At 71.3% G+C, this 18,263-nt stretch carries 14 protein-coding genes and 3 tRNA genes; 5 read left to right on the forward strand and 12 right to left on the reverse strand.

What is annotated here, in order from left to right:
* Window positions 1–14 precede the first annotated feature (14 nt).
* The 4 genes from ABZW18_RS12140 to purS all read right to left on the reverse strand — a co-directional run bounded on the left by ABZW18_RS12140 (window position 15) and on the right by purS (window position 3,961).
* A complete protein-coding gene (locus tag ABZW18_RS12140; protein ID WP_356185743.1) occupies window positions 15–524 on the reverse strand; it encodes a winged helix-turn-helix domain-containing protein in 510 nt (169 codons plus the stop codon).
* A 145-nt stretch (window positions 525–669) separates the two neighbouring features.
* Entirely contained in the window at window positions 670–2,919 is a 2,250-nt protein-coding gene (gene purL, locus ABZW18_RS12145) for a phosphoribosylformylglycinamidine synthase subunit PurL (RefSeq protein WP_356185745.1), read from the reverse strand.
* Between the two features lie 32 nt (window positions 2,920–2,951).
* Window positions 2,952–3,653, reverse strand: a complete 702-nt coding sequence (gene purQ / locus ABZW18_RS12150) for a phosphoribosylformylglycinamidine synthase subunit PurQ (protein ID WP_356185839.1) — start codon at window positions 3,651–3,653, stop codon at window positions 2,952–2,954.
* 62 nt (window positions 3,654–3,715) lie between these two features.
* Complete coding sequence (gene purS / locus ABZW18_RS12155) at window positions 3,716–3,961, reverse strand: phosphoribosylformylglycinamidine synthase subunit PurS (protein ID WP_356185748.1); 246 nt, start codon at window positions 3,959–3,961, stop codon at window positions 3,716–3,718.
* Between the two features lie 358 nt (window positions 3,962–4,319).
* Between purS and ABZW18_RS12160 the strand changes: the two genes are divergently transcribed.
* The 4 genes from ABZW18_RS12160 (at window position 4,320) to ABZW18_RS12175 (ending at window position 5,675) form a co-directional block, all read left to right on the forward strand.
* Window positions 4,320–4,637, forward strand: a complete 318-nt coding sequence (locus ABZW18_RS12160; RefSeq protein WP_356185750.1) for an Lsr2 family protein — start codon at window positions 4,320–4,322, stop codon at window positions 4,635–4,637.
* Window positions 4,638–4,724: 87 nt separating this feature from the next.
* Window positions 4,725–4,796: transfer RNA gene (locus ABZW18_RS12165), tRNA-Gly, on the forward strand.
* A gap of 94 nt (window positions 4,797–4,890) precedes the next feature.
* Window positions 4,891–4,963 (forward strand) — tRNA-Gly (locus tag ABZW18_RS12170).
* Between the two features lie 636 nt (window positions 4,964–5,599).
* Window positions 5,600–5,675, forward strand: a tRNA-Gly gene (locus tag ABZW18_RS12175).
* A gap of 102 nt (window positions 5,676–5,777) precedes the next feature.
* On the opposite strand, the gene ABZW18_RS12180 is transcribed toward ABZW18_RS12175, so the two are convergent.
* The 4 genes from ABZW18_RS12180 to purD all read right to left on the reverse strand — a co-directional run bounded on the left by ABZW18_RS12180 (window position 5,778) and on the right by purD (window position 12,120).
* On the reverse strand, window positions 5,778–6,677 hold the full coding sequence (locus ABZW18_RS12180) for a phosphoribosylaminoimidazolesuccinocarboxamide synthase (RefSeq protein ID WP_356185753.1): 900 nt from the start codon (window positions 6,675–6,677) through the stop codon (window positions 5,778–5,780).
* Between the two features lie 174 nt (window positions 6,678–6,851).
* Window positions 6,852–8,345, reverse strand: a complete 1,494-nt coding sequence (locus ABZW18_RS12185) for a N,N-dimethylformamidase beta subunit family domain-containing protein (protein ID WP_356185756.1) — start codon at window positions 8,343–8,345, stop codon at window positions 6,852–6,854.
* A 168-nt stretch (window positions 8,346–8,513) separates the two neighbouring features.
* Window positions 8,514–10,265, reverse strand: coding sequence for a hypothetical protein (locus ABZW18_RS12190; RefSeq protein ID WP_356185842.1), 1,752 nt, complete (start codon window positions 10,263–10,265; stop codon window positions 8,514–8,516).
* A gap of 604 nt (window positions 10,266–10,869) precedes the next feature.
* Entirely contained in the window at window positions 10,870–12,120 is a 1,251-nt protein-coding gene (gene purD / locus ABZW18_RS12195; protein WP_356185759.1) for a phosphoribosylamine--glycine ligase, read from the reverse strand.
* 478 nt (window positions 12,121–12,598) lie between these two features.
* Here purD and ABZW18_RS12200 point away from each other — a divergent pair, with 478 nt between their 5' ends.
* Window positions 12,599–13,333 carry an SLATT domain-containing protein gene (locus ABZW18_RS12200; RefSeq protein ID WP_356185762.1) on the forward strand — a complete coding sequence of 245 codons (735 nt, stop codon included), beginning with the start codon at window positions 12,599–12,601 and terminating at the stop codon, window positions 13,331–13,333.
* A gap of 249 nt (window positions 13,334–13,582) precedes the next feature.
* On the opposite strand, the gene ABZW18_RS12205 is transcribed toward ABZW18_RS12200, so the two are convergent.
* The 4 genes from ABZW18_RS12205 to ABZW18_RS12220 form a co-directional block, all read right to left on the reverse strand.
* Window positions 13,583–14,233 carry a hypothetical protein gene (locus tag ABZW18_RS12205; RefSeq protein WP_356185764.1) on the reverse strand — a complete coding sequence of 217 codons (651 nt, stop codon included), beginning with the start codon at window positions 14,231–14,233 and terminating at the stop codon, window positions 13,583–13,585.
* 101 nt (window positions 14,234–14,334) lie between these two features.
* Complete coding sequence (locus ABZW18_RS12210) at window positions 14,335–16,296, reverse strand: glycosyltransferase family 2 protein (protein WP_356185767.1); 1,962 nt, start codon at window positions 16,294–16,296, stop codon at window positions 14,335–14,337.
* Complete coding sequence (locus tag ABZW18_RS12215) at window positions 16,293–17,120, reverse strand: dolichyl-phosphate beta-glucosyltransferase (protein WP_356185770.1); 828 nt, start codon at window positions 17,118–17,120, stop codon at window positions 16,293–16,295. The genes ABZW18_RS12210 and ABZW18_RS12215 overlap by 4 nt, the downstream gene beginning before the upstream one ends.
* A gap of 186 nt (window positions 17,121–17,306) precedes the next feature.
* The gene (locus ABZW18_RS12220; RefSeq protein WP_356185773.1) at window positions 17,307–18,122 is read right to left on the reverse strand and encodes a GntR family transcriptional regulator; all 816 of its coding nucleotides are present in this window, start codon (window positions 18,120–18,122) and stop codon (window positions 17,307–17,309) included.
* Window positions 18,123–18,263: the final 141 nt, after the last annotated feature.

Consider the following 18,263-nt stretch of genomic DNA (forward strand, 5'->3'; position numbering starts at 1 on the left):
TTTCGCCGAGCTGGTCAAGACCGGGCCGCGGCCAGCGCCACGAGCAGCGGGACCACCCGCGCGGGCGGGATCTCGTACCGTCCCCGCCCCGCGCTGTGCAGCCAGCCGGCCCCGGTCAGCTGTCGCAGATGGTGGTAGACCTGGCCGGACGTACCGACCCCGTCGAGCTCGGTGAGCTCGGCTGCGGTGCGGCGGCCGGCGAGTATCTCGTGCAGCAGCCGCAGCCGTACGGGCTGACCCAGCGCCGCGAACGCGTCGGCGGCGTCCGCCCACTCGCTCCCGACCAGATCGTCGGTGGTGCGGCCGTACTGCCACTCGTACTGCTCACCGGTCGGCAGATGCACGGCCCCGGTGAACAGCACCCCGCCGCTCGCCTCTCCGGCTTCCGAGAGCTGGGCCTTGAGCCCTTCGAGCGCCCAGAAGTCGACTCCGCTGGGCAAGGCGGGGCCCTTGCCGCTCCCGCCCGGCTTCTCGAGGGCCGCGAGCCGTCTCTCCAGCTCGGTGACCCGCTGCTCCAACTCCATGGGTCGAGAATACGTAATTACGTACTCCTTGCCACAAGGGCCGTCCGTGGTCCGTCCTGAGTCCGTCCGCGGTCCGCGGTCCGCGCGCAAAACGCCGCGGCCCCGCCCAAGACATGGGCGGGGCCGCGGCGTTGAAACGGGTGCGTCAGGCGAGCAGCGCCGGGATCGTGGCGTCCGACACCTGCTTCAGCTCGGACAGCGGGATGCTGAACTGGTCCTGGACCTCCAGGGAGTCCCCGTCCACCACACCGATGCGGGTGGCCGGAAGACCCCGCGCGCCGCACATATCGGTGAAGCGGAGCTCCTCACTGCGCGGGATCGCCACGATCGCGCGTCCCGCGGACTCCGAGAAGAGGAAGACGAACGGGTCCAGGTCGTCGGGTACGACGATCCGGACGCCCCGGCCGCCCTTCAGGCACGACTCCACGAGGGCCTGGATCAGACCGCCGTCGGACAGGTCGTGTGCCGCGTCGGCCATGCCGTCGCGGGACGCCGAGATCAGGATCTCGGCGAGCAGCTTCTCGCGCTCCAGATCCACCTGCGGCGGAAGGCCGCCCAGATGGTCGTGAACCACCTGGGACCAGGCCGAGCCACCCAGCTCCTCCTTGGTGTCACCGAGGAGGTAGATGAGCTGGCCCTCGTCCGCGAAGCCGATCGGCGTACGGCGGCTGACGTCGTCGATGACGCCGAGCACCGCGACCACCGGGGTCGGGTGGATGGCGACGTCGCCGGTCTGGTTGTAGAGGGACACATTGCCGCCGGTCACCGGGGTGCCCAACTCCAGGCAGCCGTCGGCCAGACCGCGCGTGGCCTCGGCGAACTGCCACATGACCGCCGGGTCCTCGGGCGAGCCGAAGTTGAGGCAGTCGGAGACGGCCAGCGGCCGGGCGCCGGACGCCGCGACATTCCGGTACGACTCGGCGAGCGCCAGCTGCGCGCCCGTGTACGGGTCGAGCTTGGCGTAGCGGCCGTTGCCGTCGGTGGCGACGGCAACGCCGAGGTTCGACTCCTCGTCGATGCGGATCATGCCGGAGTCCTCCGGCTGCGCCAGCACCGTATTGCCCTGCACGAACCGGTCGTACTGGTCCGTCACCCAGGACTTGGACGCCTGGTTCGGGGAGGAGACGAGGGACAGGATCTGTTCCCGCAGCTCCGCGCCGGATGCCGGGCGGGCCAGTTTGTTCGCGTCGTCGGCCTGGAGGGCGTCCTGCCACTCGGGGCGGGCGTAGGGCCGGTGGTAGGTCGGGCCCTCGTGGGCGACGCTGCGCGGCGGAACGTCGACGATCTTCTCGCCGTGCCAGAAGATCTCCAGCCGCTCGCCGTCCGTCACTTCACCGATGACGGTGGCGATGACGTCCCACTTCTCGCAGATCTCCAGGAAGCGGTCGACCTTGCCGGGCTCGACGATCGCGCACATGCGCTCCTGCGACTCGCTCATGAGGATTTCCTCGGGCGAGAGGGAGGAGTCGCGCAGGTGGACGGTGTCCAGCTCGACGCGCATACCGCCCGAACCGGCCGACGCCAGCTCGCTGGTGGCGCACGACAGACCCGCGCCGCCGAGGTCCTGGATGCCGGCGACCAGGTCCTCCCCGAAGATCTCCAGCGTGCACTCGATGAGCAGCTTCTCCTGGAACGGGTCGCCGACCTGGACGGCGGGCCGCTTGGTGGGCTTGCTGTCGTCGAAGGTCTCGGAGGCCAGGACCGAGACGCCGCCGATGCCGTCGCCGCCGGTACGGGCACCGTAGAGGATGACCTTGTTGCCGCTGCCGGAAGCCTTGGCGAGGTGGATGTCCTCGTGCTTCATCACACCCACACACAGGGCGTTGACCAGCGGATTTCCCTGGTAGCAGGGGTCAAAGACCACCTCGCCGCCGATGTTGGGCAGGCCCAGGCAGTTGCCGTAGCCGCCGATACCCGAGACGACTCCCGGCAGCACCCGCCTGGTGTCGGGGTGGTCGGCGGCGCCGAACCGCAGCGGGTCCATCACGGCGACCGGGCGGGCGCCCATCGCGAGGATGTCGCGGACGATGCCGCCGACACCGGTGGCCGCGCCCTGGTAGGGCTCGATGTACGAGGGGTGGTTGTGCGACTCGACCTTGAAGGTGACGGCGTAGCCCTGGCCGACGTCGACGACGCCCGCGTTCTCGCCGATGCCCACCAGCAGGGCGTCGTTCGCGGGGGCCTTCTCCCCGAACTGCTTCAGATGGACCTTGCTCGACTTGTACGAGCAGTGCTCGGACCACATGACGGAGTACATCGCCAGTTCGGCGCCGGTCGGGCGTCGGCCGAGAATCTCGCGGATGCGCTCGTACTCGTCCTGCTTCAGACCGAGTTCGGCCCAGGGCTGGCCGGACTCCGGGGTCTCGGTGGCGTGCTTGACGGTGTCCAGAGTCATGCTGGTCCTCTTTGTTTCCTCGCCTCGCTCGGTCACGTGCTCACCAGGCGCTTCAGGATCGAAGTGAAGAAGCCGAGGCCGTCGGTCCCGCCGGTGCCCACGAGCGGCTCAACGGCGTGCTCGGGGTGCGGCATGAGGCCGACGACATTGCCCGCCTCATTGGTGATGCCGGCGATGTCGCGGAGCGAACCATTGGGGTTGGCACGTTCCTTGAGCGGATACCCCCCGGGTCCGCCGCCCAGATAACGGAAGGCGACCCGGCCCTCCGCCTCCAGCATGTCCAGCGTGCGCTCGTCGGCGACGTAGCGGCCGTCCATGTTCTTCAGCGGAATGTGGATCTCCTGACCCACGGTGTAGTCCGCGGTCCAGGCAGTGGCCGCGTTCTCCACCCGCAGCTTCTGCTCGCGGCAGATGAAGTGCAGATGGTCGTTGCCGAGCATGGCGCCGGGCAGCAGGTGCGCCTCGGTGAGGGCCTGGAAGCCGTTGCAGATGCCGAGGACCGGGAGCCCGGCCTTCGCCTGCTCGATGACGGTGTCCATCACCGGCGAGAAACGGGAGATAGCGCCCGCCCGCAGGTAGTCGCCGTAGGAGAAACCGCCGGGCAGTACGACCGCGTCGACCTGATTCAGTCCCTTGTCGCGGTGCCACAGCGGAACGGGTTCCGCGCCGACGAGGCGGATCGCGCGCTGGGTGTCCCGGTCGTCCAGGCTTCCGGGGAAGGTGATGATTCCGATGCGGACATTGCCGCGGACCGCAGGCCCTCCGTCGAGGGTGGCGGAGGGAGACGGGCGGGCCGTCACGACTCCACCTTCACGGTGAAGTCCTCGATCACGGTGTTGGCGAGGAAAGTCCCGGCCATCTCATTGATCCGGGCGAGCGCGGCGTCGTCCACCGGCCCCTCGACCTCGAGTTCAAAGCGCTTTCCCTGGCGGACGTCCGCGATTCCTTCGAAGCCCAGACGAGGCAGTGCACGCTGCACCGCCTGGCCCTGAGGGTCGAGGATCTCCGGCTTGAGCATGACGTCGACTACGACGCGTGCCACTGGCACTCCCGATGGTGTGGTGCGGCTGTGTCTTCTGGGGAGCCCGCGGCGGCAGCCGCTGCATGCTCACAGTCCCAGACCCCCGGATCCGGTGACCTCAGCCTACCCCGATCGAAATTCTACGCGGGTAGATATGCCAGGGCGGGTCACGTTTACGCATCGGCACCAGTAACCCCTGGGGAAAATCCGGGGAAAAACGTATGGTCCCGATTGCGGCGTGCCACGCGGGCGGAATTAACTGAGCCTCGCAATATAATGCCCGCCGCTGTACAAATGAAAAAGAACTGTCGTCAAACAACTCGGCCCTCCGCATCTCCGCACGTCATTGCGGCAGCGCCGTACGAAAGGACCGATATCCGTGGCTCAGCGCGTAGTCGTCACACTCGCCGACGACATCGACGGCGGGGAAGCAGCTGAGACGGTCATCTTCGGCCTCGACGGAAAGTCGTACGAGATCGACCTCAACACAGCCAATGCGAAGAAACTGCGCGGCGCTCTCGCACCTTACGTGGAGGCAGGCCGAAAGCGGTCCAAGTCGGGCAAGACGTACCACCGCACCTCGGTCGCCCCCGACCCGGCGGCGGTCCGCGCCTGGGCCCGGTCCAACGGCATGGACGTCCCGCCGCGCGGCCGCATCCCCAAGAAGGTCTACGAGGCGTTCAACGCCGCCAGTTGATCCGACTTGCACAGCACCCGGGGTGATCAGCTAAAGTCTGCAGCACGCCGCAGGGCAGGGCCGCAGGGCCGAACCCCACGGAGTCGCGCGGGTGTAGCTCAGTAGTAGAGCGCCCCCTTTCCAAGGGGGAGGCGCAGTGTGCAATCCCTGTCACCCGCTCTGACCACTTTCCGACCACTCCGGTGGATCGGGTACAGTGGTGGTCGCACCGAACAGCTCCTCCCTTGATTGAGGGAGTTGTGTTCGGAGTCGTGCGGACGTGGCTCAGTTGGTAGAGCATCACCTTGCCAAGGTGAGGGTCGCGAGTTCGAATCTCGTCGTCCGCTCAGAATGAAGACCCTCGGTCATCGACCGGGGGTCTTCTTCGTGTGCCGGTGACTTCCCCCGCCGCCCAGTTCGTGTTCTGCCGTTGCCGCAGGGCCGGCGACCTCAGTCGTCATCGGCTGCGGTCACCGTTGCGCTGCCCCGCGGCCGCGGGGCAGCGCAATGCCGAAACCAGGGATATCCGACTCGAGCGGATATGTGACCGACCTCACGGGCCTGCGGTGCGGGCTGCCGGTGAGACGTCTTCGCGGCTCGGCGAACTGTTGGCCCGCTGGGACGCACAGCGCCGGGAAGACCTCGTCGGCGTTCTCCGGGACGATCCGACCCGCCGGGCAGATGCACTGGCTGGGGAGCAGCGGAAACCATTACCTGGAACCCGAGTTGGCAGTCGGAGCGATCATGCTGGGGACTGCTCGCGCGGCGTTCGGGGAGGCTGGGGTACCGGAGCCCACGGCGACCGGGTGCGCGGGCCGAGATCACCCAGGATGGCGCGCTCCCCCGGGCACCCTCCGCGACCACCTCTCCTCGGACGCGGCGGAGCTCCCACCGGAGAAGGGTCATACGGCTGTGCGCGTCGCTCGCCGGTGCGGTTGGCTATAGTGGGCCGCGCGCACCACGAGAACACCGCGTGGCGTACTGCGGACGTAGCTCAGTTGGTAGAGCATCACCTTGCCAAGGTGAGGGTCGCGAGTTCGAATCTCGTCGTCCGCTCCATCTGACGAAGGCCCCGGTCATCCGACCGGGGCCTTCGTCGTGCGGTCGTGGCGGCCGCTTGCTCGGCGTGCCGGGCCGGGCCACCGGGAACCGCGGGCAGGCCTAGGACCAGACCATGCCGGTCAGCCGCTCATACGCCTCCACGTACTTCGCCCGGGTCCGCTCGACGACGTCCGCCGGGAGCGCGGGCGGCGGCTGCTCGCTGTGGCGGTCCCAGCCCGAGGCGGGCGAGGTCAGCCAGTCGCGGACGTACTGCTTGTCGAAGGACGGCTGGGCACGGCCCGGCTCCCAGGTGTCGGCCGGCCAGAAACGCGAGGAGTCCGGGGTCAGCACCTCGTCCGCGATGACCAGCTGGTCGTCGTCGTAACCGAACTCGAACTTGGTGTCGGCGAGGATGATCCCGCGTTCGCGGGCGATGTCGCGGGCCCGGCCGTAGACTGCGAGGGTGGTCTGGCGCAGCTGGGCGGCCGTTTCGGCGCCGACCTGGCGGGCGACCTCCTCGTAACTGACGTTCTCGTCGTGGTCGCCGACCGCGGCTTTCGTCGCCGGGGTGAAGATCGGGGCGGGCAGCTCTGAGCCGTCGACCAGGCCTTCGGGGAGGGCGAGCCCGCACACCGTACGGGTCGCCTCGTACTCGGCCAGGCCGGAGCCGGTGAGGTAGCCGCGGGCCACGCACTCGACCGGGACCATGCGCAGGGACTTGCAGACCAGGGTGCGCCCCTCCCAGTCGGCGGGCGCGCCCTCGGGCAGATCGGTGCTCAGGACGTGGTGCGGGACCAGGTCGGCGAGCAGGTCGAACCACCACAGGGACAGCTGTGCGAGGACCCGGCCCTTGCCGGGGATCTCGGTGGGCAGTACCCAGTCGAAGGCGGAGATGCGGTCGCTGGCGACCATCACGAGGTCGCCCGCGGCGTTCTGGTAGAGATCGCGCACCTTGCCGGTGTGCAGATGCACCAGCCCCTGCACCTGAGCGGGCTCGGGCTTTTCGACGAAACCGGACACGCTGCCTCCGCGTAGGTTGATCCAGGAGTCGGTCCCGATTCTCCCGTACCCGCCGCGCTTTCTCCCGTCAGGGTCCGGGAGCCCGTCCGGGCACGGTCCTGGAGGGTGGCAGGAGCGGCCTGGTCGGGAGCCCCGAGACGGGCAAGTCAGCGCCAGGAGTCCGGTCCTGCGGGGTCAGGCACGCTTGCAGATGCGGTCGAGGAGGTTGATCGTGGCCCGCTGAATGCGCGAGTCGACATGGCCCGGGCGGTCCAGGGCCGGGGACCAGGCGAAGGTGCCGGAGGCGAAGACCAGGGCGCCGCTGGTGGCCCGGTAGAGCGAGGTCTCCTGGTAGCGGGTGGCACCCTCGGTGTCCTCGTAAGGGGAGTGGGCGAGCAGGATTCGCCGGGTGTGCTCGGGCAGGGACGTGCGCGGGAAATAGCGGTCTGCTTCGCCCGCGACCAGACCGGGCAGCTCGTCTCCCTCTCCCGCACCCGTCGAGTCCCACAGCCAGTGGTCGGCGTTGCGCACCACCATCGGGCACGGCTCCGGGACGCGGCCCGCGTACTGGATGCCCAGCAACTGCTGCTCGGGGCGGTCGAGCTCGCGCCAGAGAGCGGGGCGGCCCGGGCCACGGCGCTTACGGCAGCTGAGCAGGCTGTCGGGGGTGCCGGACGGGGAGGGGGCCAGCTCGACCTGCCAGTACATCGTGTTGGCGGAGAGGAACACCAGGGAGGTGCCGGTGTCGCGGGCCAGCTCGGTGGTCCGGCGCATGGGTACCGACCAGTACTCGTCGTGGCCGGGGAAGACCAGACCTCGGTAGCGGGTCGGATCGACGCGGCCGGCGTGCAGATCGCGGGTGTCGGCGTAGGCGACGTCGTAGCCGTAGCGCTCGGCCCAGCGGATGAAGTCGTAGGCGTGGCCCACGTGCAGGGGCAGGCCCGCGCCCGCGTAGGGGCGGTCGAAGGACACCGTGACGGCGGCGTCCTCTTCGCCGAGGAGCCGGCCCTGCTCGTCCCAGGCGTGGTAGAGGCTGGCGCCGGTGTGGCCGTCCTCCGGGTAGAGGTTGTACGCCTGCCAGGTGACGTCGGGGAGCAGCAGGAGCAGGTCGGCGGGGTGGTCGTCGCGGACCGTGAAGGGGATGTGGCTCCGGTAGCCGTCGGTGGTGGTCAGCACCGCGACGTACGCGCCGGTGCTCCAGAAACTCGGGACCTGGAGGCGCCAGGACAGCCACCAGTGGTGGCAGGAGACGGTCCGGTCGGCGGTGAGCGGGGCGGGCTGGACGATGCCGGAGAGCCGCGGGCTGTTGGTGATCTTCGAGGCGCCGTCGCCCCCGTAGTGGCCGATGCGGTAGATGTCCACGGAGAACTGCTGGGGCGGATCGACGGTGATGCGGAAGTCGATGGCCTCGCCCGGAGCGACGGCTCCGGTGGAGGCGAAGCCCTTGATCTGGCGGCGGACGTCGTCGGCGGTGCGGGGACCCGGCCGGGAGCTCCCGCGGCGGGGGGCGGGGATGCCGGGCTCGGCGGCTGCGACGGCCGGGTCGACGTACCAGGGGACGACATGGCCGGTGTCGTCGAAGTAGTTCTCGCTGCCGCGCAGCCAGGGCAGCGGGCCTTGGCCGAAGGGGTCCGAGACGGCGTGGGCGAGCGCCCCCGACTCCCAGCGGCGGATCTTGTCCGTGCTCACGAACGATCCCTCCCGACCTGCTGCTCCCCTGACCGGTTACAGCAGATCACACTCAGCGCCATGTCTGTAACTGTTCGTGGCGATTCGATGTGCGGCGATGCTTGTCGCAGGGTGATCAAGTGACACAAACACACACAGAGCGACCGCACCCGTCTGGTCCTCACTCGTCTAGACCAGGCGAACCGGCTTCTCGGGCCGGACGCCGGCGGTGGCGAGCCAATCCTGTAGCGGGACGGGGTCGCCGTCCTCGACGAGGTTCAGGACGGGGGTGCCGAGATCGGCTCCGCGCTTGCCCGCCAGAAGCAGCACGGGCCCGTCCAGCCAGTCCAGACCGGGCCTGGCACCCGCGGTGTCCACGGCGGCGCAGCAGACCATGGCGGTGATGTGGTCGGCGAGCAGCTCCCGGCCCGTCCGGGGTGCCTGGATCGGGAAGACCGGCGCGACGGCCGCGTCGGTCCAGGCAACGGCCGGCAGGTCCGGGGCGAGCGCGGCCGGCGCTTCGTTCCCGGTGCCGTCCGCGTGCTGTGCCGCCGCCGTACGGGCCGCTCGCCGGGCGGCCGCCTCCTCCTCCCGGGCCATCTCCTGGCTGAGCAGTTCGGCCAGCTTCTCGCCCAGGCCGACGCCTCCCGCGGCCGCGAGGCGGTCCACGACCCGTGCGAGGGTGGGCCCGCCATGGGGAGCTGAACCGCTCGCGCCGACGCCCGCACCACCACCGGCCCGCTGGGCGGTGCGCGTGGCCGGGTCTGTGCGCGTGGTCGGGGCGGCGGTGTTCAGGTCGTCGGCCGGCGCGCCGGATCCCTCCAGGGGCTGCTCCGGGGGCGGACCGGCGACTGCTGGGACGGCCCTGACGGTGACGGCGGCCGATGCTCCGTCGGGCGGCGGCAGCTCGTCGAGGATGCGGTGCAGGCGGGCGGCCTCCAGGCGCCACTTGCGGTCGACCACCTCCTCCGGGTACGTGGCCCAGTCGACCGGGGACCAGTCCGGGCCCGGCGTCGCAGGACCGCCGTGGAAGAGCCGCGCGGCGAGCAGTGACGCCGCCTCGTCCACCGAGCCCGGTTCCTCCAGCAGGTCGCAGGCGGGGCGCTCCCCGAGGCGGGAGGCGAACCCCTCGGCCAGGCGGTCGCGGCGGGACAGCTCGGTCAGCGCGGAGACGACCCCCGCATCGAGCCGGGACGGCCAGCGGCCCATCCGCCAGGCGGGCAGGGCCACCCGCGTCAGCAGCCGGTCCCAGCCCGCGTAGGCCAGCCCGACCTGTTCCTGGGCGACGATCCGCAGGCCGTAGTCCACCGTCTGTGCACGGGCGGACGCGGCGGCGGCCACGCCGCGCTCCATCTCCGCGGCATGGTCACAGCAGCCGCGGAGCAACAGCCGCGCGGTCCAGCCGACGAACGCCAGGGCCGGGCGGCGCGCCGAGACGGCCACGGCCGCGTCCAGGCCCCGTACGAACCGGCGTGCGGCCGCTATATCCGGGTGCGCCGAGGGTCCGGTCCCGGCGACCACCGGCGCGAGCACGGCGCGCAGCTCCGCCACCCGCATCCACCACAGGAACGGCGAGCCGATGACCAGCACCGGCGGACCGTGGCCACGGCGGGTACCGCGGACGGCGAGATGGGTGCGGTCCTCCAGCCAGCTGTCGCAGTCGGGGGTGAGCGCTATGGCCGACGGGGCGGGGACGTCGAGGCGGTCCGCCAGGTCGCGCACGAGCCGGTAGAGGTCGGGCGCCATCTCCTCGGCGATCGGCACCGTGGGGCTGACGGCGGGGCGGGCCCGTACGACCACGGTCGCGACCCAGGCCGCCAGCAGCAGCGCGACGACCGCCGCCGCCACGAAGGACCAGCGGACCGCGTCCCAGCCCGCGCCACCGATCCTGCCCGTGCCCGCCGCGACGAGCAGCACCACGGCAACGGCCGCGGGCAGCATGGCGACGGCCAGCGCGGTACTGCGGACCCGCAGCACCGCAAGCGCCCCTGAGCGCGCGAAGTGCGTGCATGGCTCCGTACCGGACGGTTCGGACACGATCGAAGGTCACCCCCTACTGGCTGCTGCGCCACCGCCTTGTGGCGGCGCCGCTGCCTGTTGCGGCTTGCCCACTCCCCCACTGTGGCACCGGGCACCGGCATCGCAATGCCAGTGGTCCAGTTGCCGGACTGCTCGCCGGACGCGGGGCATTTGCCACGCGGTTCCACTTTCGCGGAACACTAGTTGGGGGGTGGGCGTGCGTCAGCCGTATGACGGAGCGGTCACTCGATGGAATGGCTTTGGTCAAAGCCCGTTCCGCTGCGTACGGCTTTGGGGTTGGCTCCGCGCCGCGAGCCGTGCCCCGTACGGCGGTGGAACCACCCGTGTCCCCGGCCCGTGTGCCGGTACGGCGGCGGCTCGGCTCAGGCCCTCCGCTGCCAACGCGCTTCGGTTGCACGGTCACGCTGGTATGCACCGCTGTGACGGCCGACGCACAGCTCGAGCCGTACGACCGCCGTGACCTGTACGACCGCCGTGTCCGTACGACCGTACGCCCGTCGCTCGGTCAGCCCTCGGCCGCCGCCGCGGCGATGTCCGTGCGGTGGTGCGAGCCGTCCAGGCGGATTCGGGAGACCGCGCGGTACGCACGCGTACGTGCCTCGGTCAGGTCCGCACCGGTCGCCGTCACCGAGAGAACCCGGCCGCCGGCGCTCAGGACCTCCCCCGAGGCGTTCCGCGCCGTGCCCGCGTGCAGCACGTACGCGTGCTCGTCCTGCCGCGCGACCTCCTGGAGCCCCTCGATGGGGTCACCGGTGCGCGGCGTCCCCGGGTAGTTGTGCGAGGCGATGACGACCGTGACGGCCGCGCCGTCACTCCAGCGCAGCGGCGGGAACTCGGCCAGGGAGCCCGTCGCGGCCGCGTGCAGCAGCCCCGAGAGGGGCGTCTTCAGACGGGCCAGGACGACCTGGGTCTCCGGGTCGCCGAAGCGGGCGTTGAACTCGATGACCCGCACACCGCGCGAGGTGATCGCCAACCCGGCGTAGAGCAGACCCGAGAAGGGGGTGCCGCGCCGGCGGAGCTCGTCCACCGTCGGCTGGAGAACCGTCTCCATGACCTCGTCGACGAGCTTCGGGTCCGCCCACGGCAGCGGGGAGTACGCCCCCATGCCGCCGGTGTTCGGGCCCTGGTCCGCGTCCAGCGCGCGCTTGAAGTCCTGGGCGGGCTGGAGCGGCAGGACCGTCACGCCGTCCGTCACCGCGAAGAGGGAGACCTCGGGCCCGTCCAGGAACTCCTCGATGACCACGCGGTCACAGGACAGCGCGTGCCGGCGGGCGGCCTCGAGGTCGTCGGTGACGACGACGCCCTTGCCGGCCGCGAGGCCGTCGTCCTTGACGACGTACGGGGGGCCGAAGGCATCGAGGGCCGCGTCGACCTCGTCCGGGGTGGTGCAGACGTACGCCCGGGCGGTGGGTACGTTGGCCGCGGCCATCACGTCCTTGGCGAAGGCCTTGGAGCCCTCAAGCCGGGCCGCCTCCGCGGACGGGCCGAAGACCGGGATGCCGCGGGCGCGGACCGCGTCCGCGACACCGGCGACCAGCGGCGCCTCGGGGCCGACGATCACCAGGTCGGCGGCGAGCTCCGCCGCCAGGCCGGCCACCGCCGGACCGTCCAGGGCGTCCACCGGGTGCGGCTCGGCGACCTCGGCGATGCCGGCGTTGCCGGGGGCGCAGTGCAGCGCGGAGACGTCGGGGTCGAGGGAGAGAGAGCGGCACAGGGCGTGTTCGCGGGCGCCGCCGCCGATGACAAGGACCTTCACGCGGTTCAGAGTAGTTGCCCTGGGCCCGGGCCAGGCGCGCCGCCCCTCGTGGACGGGGGTCCCCCTTGCCGATCCGCCCCCGGTGCGACGGGCCTGCCCTCGTCCGCCCGCCCGGCAGTGGGCCGACGCGTGGCACGGTGGGGCACGACCGTACGAGCCGCTGCACGAGCCGCCGTATGCCGCGGAGGCAGGCGCACCGCTGCGGCCCGCTGGTTCGGCAGGCGGGAGACGGCAGGCACCTCGACGATCAAGGTGGCCGCGCCGGCCGGCATCCGGCACCGGCAGAGGCCGGCACTCTTTCGGGTGAGTCGGCGCCCGCGCCTATACCTGATCACACACCACTTCCGAGCGGAATTCCTGCGATCTTGCCCGCGTGGCCAGCCTTTCGGCGGTAGGAAAGAGGGCCGTGCAGGCAGCGCATCATTCATCACGCGCGCATCGCACATGACCGCATTGCCATCGCAGAGGGAGCGCACGGGTGAGCCAGCCGGACATGCATCCCGAGGGACCCACTCGGGAGGAGGGCAGGAGGAAGCAGGCCGACCTGCTCGGCCGGCCCGCCCCGCTCGGCGACTGGGGGGAGCCCGCAGAGCGCCTCGAGGAGTTGTACGCCTGGGTCGAGAGCCGCGCGCTCCGCACTGTCGACTGGTACCTCGCGGAACGGCTGTGGAAGCGGCGCGGCGCCCGAGCGCTTCGGCTGGGCGCGGTCACCGCGGCCTCCGTCGGATCCTCGCTGCCGCTGCTGGACCTCACCGGCGTGCTCGGCGACGGCGCCGGCTGGGGCTGTCTGGGCCTGCTGCTCGCCGCGGCGTGCGTCGGCAGCGACCGGTTCTTCGGCCTGACGTCCGGCTGGATGCGGGATGTGGGCACCGCCCAGGCCGTGCAGCGCAGGCTGGAAGCCCTGCAGTTCGACTGGGCGTCGGAGAGCGTGCGCGAAGTGCTCGGGCCGACCGAGGGCACCGCGAGCGAGGCCGCCGAGCGCTGTCTGACGGTCCTGCGGCGCTTCTCCGAGGACGTCTCGGAGCTCGTACGGTCGGAGACCGCGGACTGGATGCTGGAGTTCCGGACCGGTCCCGCGCCGCTGCTCACCCAGACGCTGGTGCCGTGGGGCACGCGGTCGGAACAGAACGGGCAGCCCACAGGCCGTCTGCCGCTGCCCCCCGGCGCCCGCCCGAACATGCCGCGGCAGCGGCCCCCCGAACCGCCTCGCTGACCGCTCGCCCCGCTGAAGAGCCCGCTCCGGGGACCGGGGGAGACTCGCCCCGATCAGGAGGATCAGAAGGATCAGGAGAAGAGGCCGTCACGTGCCCGGGACGCCACGCAGCCGTCCGGTCCCGCACCGGGACCGGCCCCGCCGTCCGGCCGCGGCAGCGGGGCAATCCCGCTCCAGGGCCGGCAGACGACAGGGCCGGGCCCGCGCACCTTCCGGCCGGAAACCGACTCCCCGCGTCCACGCGGTGGTTCAGCTGAACACGATCATCGAGCCCTGGCCCAGGCTCCGGGTCGCCGCCGCGTGCAGGCCCAGCCAGACGTGCCGCTCGCGGGCGTACGGGCTGTCGTCGTACGGAGCCGTGGCCGCGGGCTCCTCCAGTGAGGTGGGACGACCGGGCGCGGCGGGCGCCGGGGGCGGGATCGCCGGGTCGATGCCGATCGCCGGGGCGACCGCTTCCAGTTCGCGGAGCATGCCGTTGCTCGACCCCAGGGGGCCGCCCCCCGCGAGCAGTTCCTCGTTCGCGAGCGGGTGTGCGAAGTCCACCGGTACGTACGCGCCCGCGTGGTCGTAGTGCCAGACCAGGTGGGACTGCTGGGCCGTGGCCTCGAACATTTCCAGCAACTGCTCGTAGTCGCCGCCCAGTTCATCCACCGGGGTCACCGGCAGTCCGCAGATCTGCAGCAGATAGGCGCGGCGCAGAAAGTGCAGCGCGTCGTAGTCGAACCCCGCGATCGGGGCGACGTCCCCCGAGAGGCCCGGCATGTAGCCGAAGACGGGTACGGGTGGGAGCCCGGCTTCGTTCAGGGCCTTGTCGTAGGTCGCGATCTCTTCGGCGAAGGGGTTGTCGGGGCTGTGGCACAGCACGTCGACAAGGGGGACCAGCCACAGGTCACACGCCACGGGGGCTCGCTCTCTTTCGGGGCGGGCATCGGTTCGGACGGTAGTTCAGAGATGGTGGGACAGCGATGGTCGGGACAGCGTAATGCGCCGGCAACGCTGCGTCAGCCGACGTTCCACACCCAGGAGTCCCCCACCCGCTCGCCCGGACTGCCGAGCAGCCGCTGCACAGTGATCCGCAGCGCCTCGTCGTTCGGTTGCGACGCGAGGACCAGGGCGCCCGCCCGCCAGAATCTCAGATCCTCGCGGGCCGCCCGCCGCTGGTCCGGCCCGATGACCGGGATGCGGCCGCTGTAACGGACGCCGGTGAGCAGGTCGTTGGTGGGGCGGGGCACGGCGCCGTAGGTGCCGACCCGGTCGGGCCCGGCCGGCCCGTTGAAGTAGCCGCCGGGCAGCGGGAAGCCGAAGTCCGCGTCGATCTGCCACTTCAGCGCGCTCGCCTCGCCCGGCGAGGGCAGTGGTACGGGGACGAGGGACTGGCCGGGTTGGACGTACGAGCGCCAGTTGCCGCCTGCGACGAGCGTGGGGACGTCCGGCCGGTCGACGGTCTCCAGCGGCTTGGGTGTGATCGGCAGCAGAGCGGCGGCCAGGGCGAGCCCGCAGGCCACGCGGATCACCAGGGCCCGGCTGCGGCGGTCCTGTTCGGAGTCCATCTCCGGTACGGCCGCCGCCGACTCGGCGACCGACGTCCAGGCCAGTGCCAGCAGCATGCCGATCGCCGGGGCGCACACCATCGCGTAGCGCGACTCGATCACCGACTCGAAGAGCGGCAGCTTGTCGAAGACCCACCAGGGGCCGGGCGCCTCCGTATCGGTGAACGGCAGCGGGATCCAGGCGCCGAGCGACAGCAGGGCGGCGAAGGCCGCGGTCGCCGTCAGGGCCCGTACGGTCGCCTTGCCCCAGAGCACCACCGCGATGCCCATCAGCAGCGAGACCAGCGGCCAGCCGTAGAAAGCGTTCTGCTCCGTCGGGTTGATCGACAATGCCGCGGCCGTCTCCTTGTCACCCGCGAGGGCACGGCCGGAGAACTCCACCAGCGAGAGCGGCGGATTGCCGGTCGGGCCGTGCAGGATGCTGTGATAGCTCTGATCGCCGAAGAACTGCCAGTACAAGGGGTAGGCGACCAGCGGCAGACAGACCGCGGCGCCGACCATGAGTCCGCGGATCAGCGGCAGTACGGCAGTACGCGCCCAGGCCGGGCGCAGGCACCCGTAGGCGACTCCGAAGAACAGCAGCCCGGTCGCGGCGAGCAGCAGCGACTCCTCGCCGAGGAAGATCTGCCAGGTGAGCAGCAGCCCGAGCACGATCCCGTCCCGTACGGTTCGCCGGCCCTCGCAGAGCCGCAGCACCCGGTCGATGATCAGCGGGATCGCGAAGAGCGCCACCAGATTGGGGTGGGCATTGGCGTGCGAGATCATCGGCGGCGCGAAGGCGCTGAAGGCACCACCGAGGACGGCCGCGGCGCGGCTGCGGGTGAGGTGCTTGCGGATCAGCCAGTACCAGGCGGTGGCGGTCGCGGCGAGACCGCCCGTCAGTACGGTCGCCCAGGTCGCTGTCGCGCCGATGAGGGCGGTGACCGGGGCGAGGGGTACGGACAGCCCGAGCATGACGGTGTTCGCCATCAGGTTCACGCCCAGCGGGAAGTTCTGCTGGGTGGAGAAGAGCGGGTTGTCGAAGTTCAGCACGTTGTGGGCGGTGACCGCGAAGAACCACTCCCATTGGTTCTGGTCGCGCATGCTGTCGACGAGGTAGCGCCGGTCGAGGTCCGCCCAGAGGTGGACGTAGAGGAGGAGCGAGGCCAGCAGGTAGCCGAGGGGCACGGCGAGGGCGGCCGGGCGTATGCGGTCGCCCAGGGAGCGCCGGGCCGGGGTGGCGCTCTCCTCCTCGCGCACCGCGTCCGTCTCACCGACAGCCTCACCGACAGCATCGGCCACGCTCACGGGGTCCGTCCCACCCGCAGCGTCCGTCTCGCGCCCGGCTTCGGGGTCGCCCACCGCTTCGGCGCCGCCCACCGCGTCCGCCCTGCTGTCCCGGGCGTGACCGGTCCCCGTGTCCGTCCCCGTCACGTCGCCGTCCCCGTCACGTCGTCGTCCCCGTCGCGCTGCAGCCGGACCCGGAGGATCTCGGCCAGCACCTTGGCGTAGTCGAAGGGCCCGACCTTGGAACCCGGCCGGTGCGCCCAGCGCACCGGCACCTCCGCTATCCGCCAGCCGTTGGCGTGGAAGAAGCGCAGTATCTCGACGTCGAAGCCCCAGCCGTCCGTACGGGCCCGGCCGAAGGCCCTACGCGCCTTGTCGCCGTCGAAGAGCTTGAAACCGCACTGGGTGTCGAGTATCCCGGGCACCGCCATGGCCTGGATGAGCCGGTTGCCGGCCTTGCCCAGCAGCTCGCGCAGCACATGCTGGCGGGTCTCTATCCGGGCCCCGGGGCGGGCGCGCGAGCCGATCGCGGCGGCGTAGCCCTCGTCCAGCCGGTCGTGCAGCCGGGCCAGTTCCTCGATGGGTGTCGCGGCGTCGGCGTCGCAGAACAGCACACGGCTGCCGCGGGAGGCCCGTATCCCGATCCGTACGGCATGGCCCTTGCCGCGGTTGACCGGCGCGCGCAGCACCCGGATGCGGGACTCGGCGGCCGCGGCCTCGGCGGCGACGGCGGCCGTGCGGTCGGTCGAGCCGTCGTCGACGACGATCATCTCCCAGCGGCAGCCGATCGCGCTGAGGTAGCGGCAGACCTCGTCGATGCCCGGCAGCAGGCGGTGCTGCTCGTTGTAGGCGGGGATGACCACCGAGAGGTCGATGACGGCGGCCGTCTCGGCGGAACCGCTCTCGCCGGGGGGCTGCGGCCGGGGAGCGGGCAGAGCAGCCCAATCTGCCGCCCGGTCTACGGCGTCCATGCCTTCCCCTCCTGCCTCGTGCTTACCGCGGTCGACCGTGTGAACGGTACCGGCCCTGTGGAAGCCGGACGGGTCCGTGCGGACGACGGTCGATGACAAGACCCTGTCAGGGCCACGCGGGTTGCGGCTGAAGCGGCAGGAATTCCCGGTGGACCGGTCGCGGGAGGGAAGCCGTCGGGAATCGGGTCAGTCCCCGGCGGCATCTGCCCGCATCAGCTCGTCGAGAAGGCGCAGGGCATGGTCGTTGCACTCCGCGATGATGCGCTGCGCGGCGGCGGGGTCACGGCTTTCGACGGTCTCGACGAGCTCGCTGTGGCCGCTCCAGAGCCGCCCTCTGAGGTCCCCCGCCCGCCGCAGATACGGCACGGCGAAGGCCCAGCTCTGCACCCGCACCCGGTCCAACAGGTCCGAGATATATGGATTTCCGACGAGGTGACCCAACTCACGCCAGAACCTCAGGTCGTAGCCGATGAGGATGTCCAGGTCCCCCGCACGGGAGGCCCGCTCCGCCTCCTCCGCCCGGCGCCGTACGGAGGCGAGGGCCCTGGGGGTGACCGCGCTCAGCAGGCGGTCAGTGGCACACCGGAAGATGCCGTCGACGATCAGGACCCGGGCCTCGATCATGCTGCGGAAGTCGTCCGGGGTGAAGCGGTGCACCGCGAAGCCGCGGTGGTGCTCCAGGTCCACCAGGCCCTGGGCCGAGAGATCGACGAGCGCCTCGCGGACGGGAGTTGCGGACACGCCGTACTGCTCGGCGATCTCCTTCACGGCGACATGGCGCCCGGCGGGCAGCCGCCCGGCGAGCACCTCGTCGCGCAGCGCGTCCGCGATCTGCTGCCGCAGGGTGCTGCGGGTGACGCCGGAGTGGCCTGCGCCGCCACGGCGGCTGTCACCGCGGGTGTTGCCACCGGAGCCGGTACGGCTGTCACTACGGCCGTCGCCGCGGCTGTCACTACGACTGTCGTCGCCGCTGTCACCGCGGCTGTGCCCACTCCCCGGCATCCGTCCGTCTCCTTCCGCGGGCCCGCAGGTGGGGCGGCCCGGGCTCACGATATGCGGTCCGCCCGCCGCGGGACCGTTCACCGTCGGCTGCGCCCGGACAACACGCGGACAGCACGCGGACGGCGCGCTTCCGGCAGGGCG

It is taken from the genome of Streptomyces sp. NPDC004647 (genome assembly GCF_040609575.1).
GTDB lineage: Bacteria > Actinomycetota > Actinomycetes > Streptomycetales > Streptomycetaceae > Streptomyces.

Excerpts from the sequence above, each read along its gene's own strand:
- ABZW18_RS12140 (WP_356185743.1), bottom strand. The coding sequence starts at position 524 with ATGGAGTTGGAGCAGCGGGTCACCGAGCTGGAGAGACGGCTCGCGGCC.
- purL (WP_356185745.1), bottom strand. The coding sequence starts at position 2,919 with ATGACTCTGGACACCGTCAAGCACGCCACCGAGACCCCGGAGTCCGGC.
- ABZW18_RS12190 (WP_356185842.1), bottom strand. The coding sequence starts at position 10,265 with ATGCTGCCCGCGGCCGTTGCCGTGGTGCTGCTCGTCGCGGCGGGCACG.
- ABZW18_RS12215 (WP_356185770.1), bottom strand. The coding sequence starts at position 17,120 with ATGGACGCCGTAGACCGGGCGGCAGATTGGGCTGCTCTGCCCGCTCCC.
- ABZW18_RS12220 (WP_356185773.1), bottom strand. The coding sequence starts at position 18,122 with ATGCCGGGGAGTGGGCACAGCCGCGGTGACAGCGGCGACGACAGTCGT.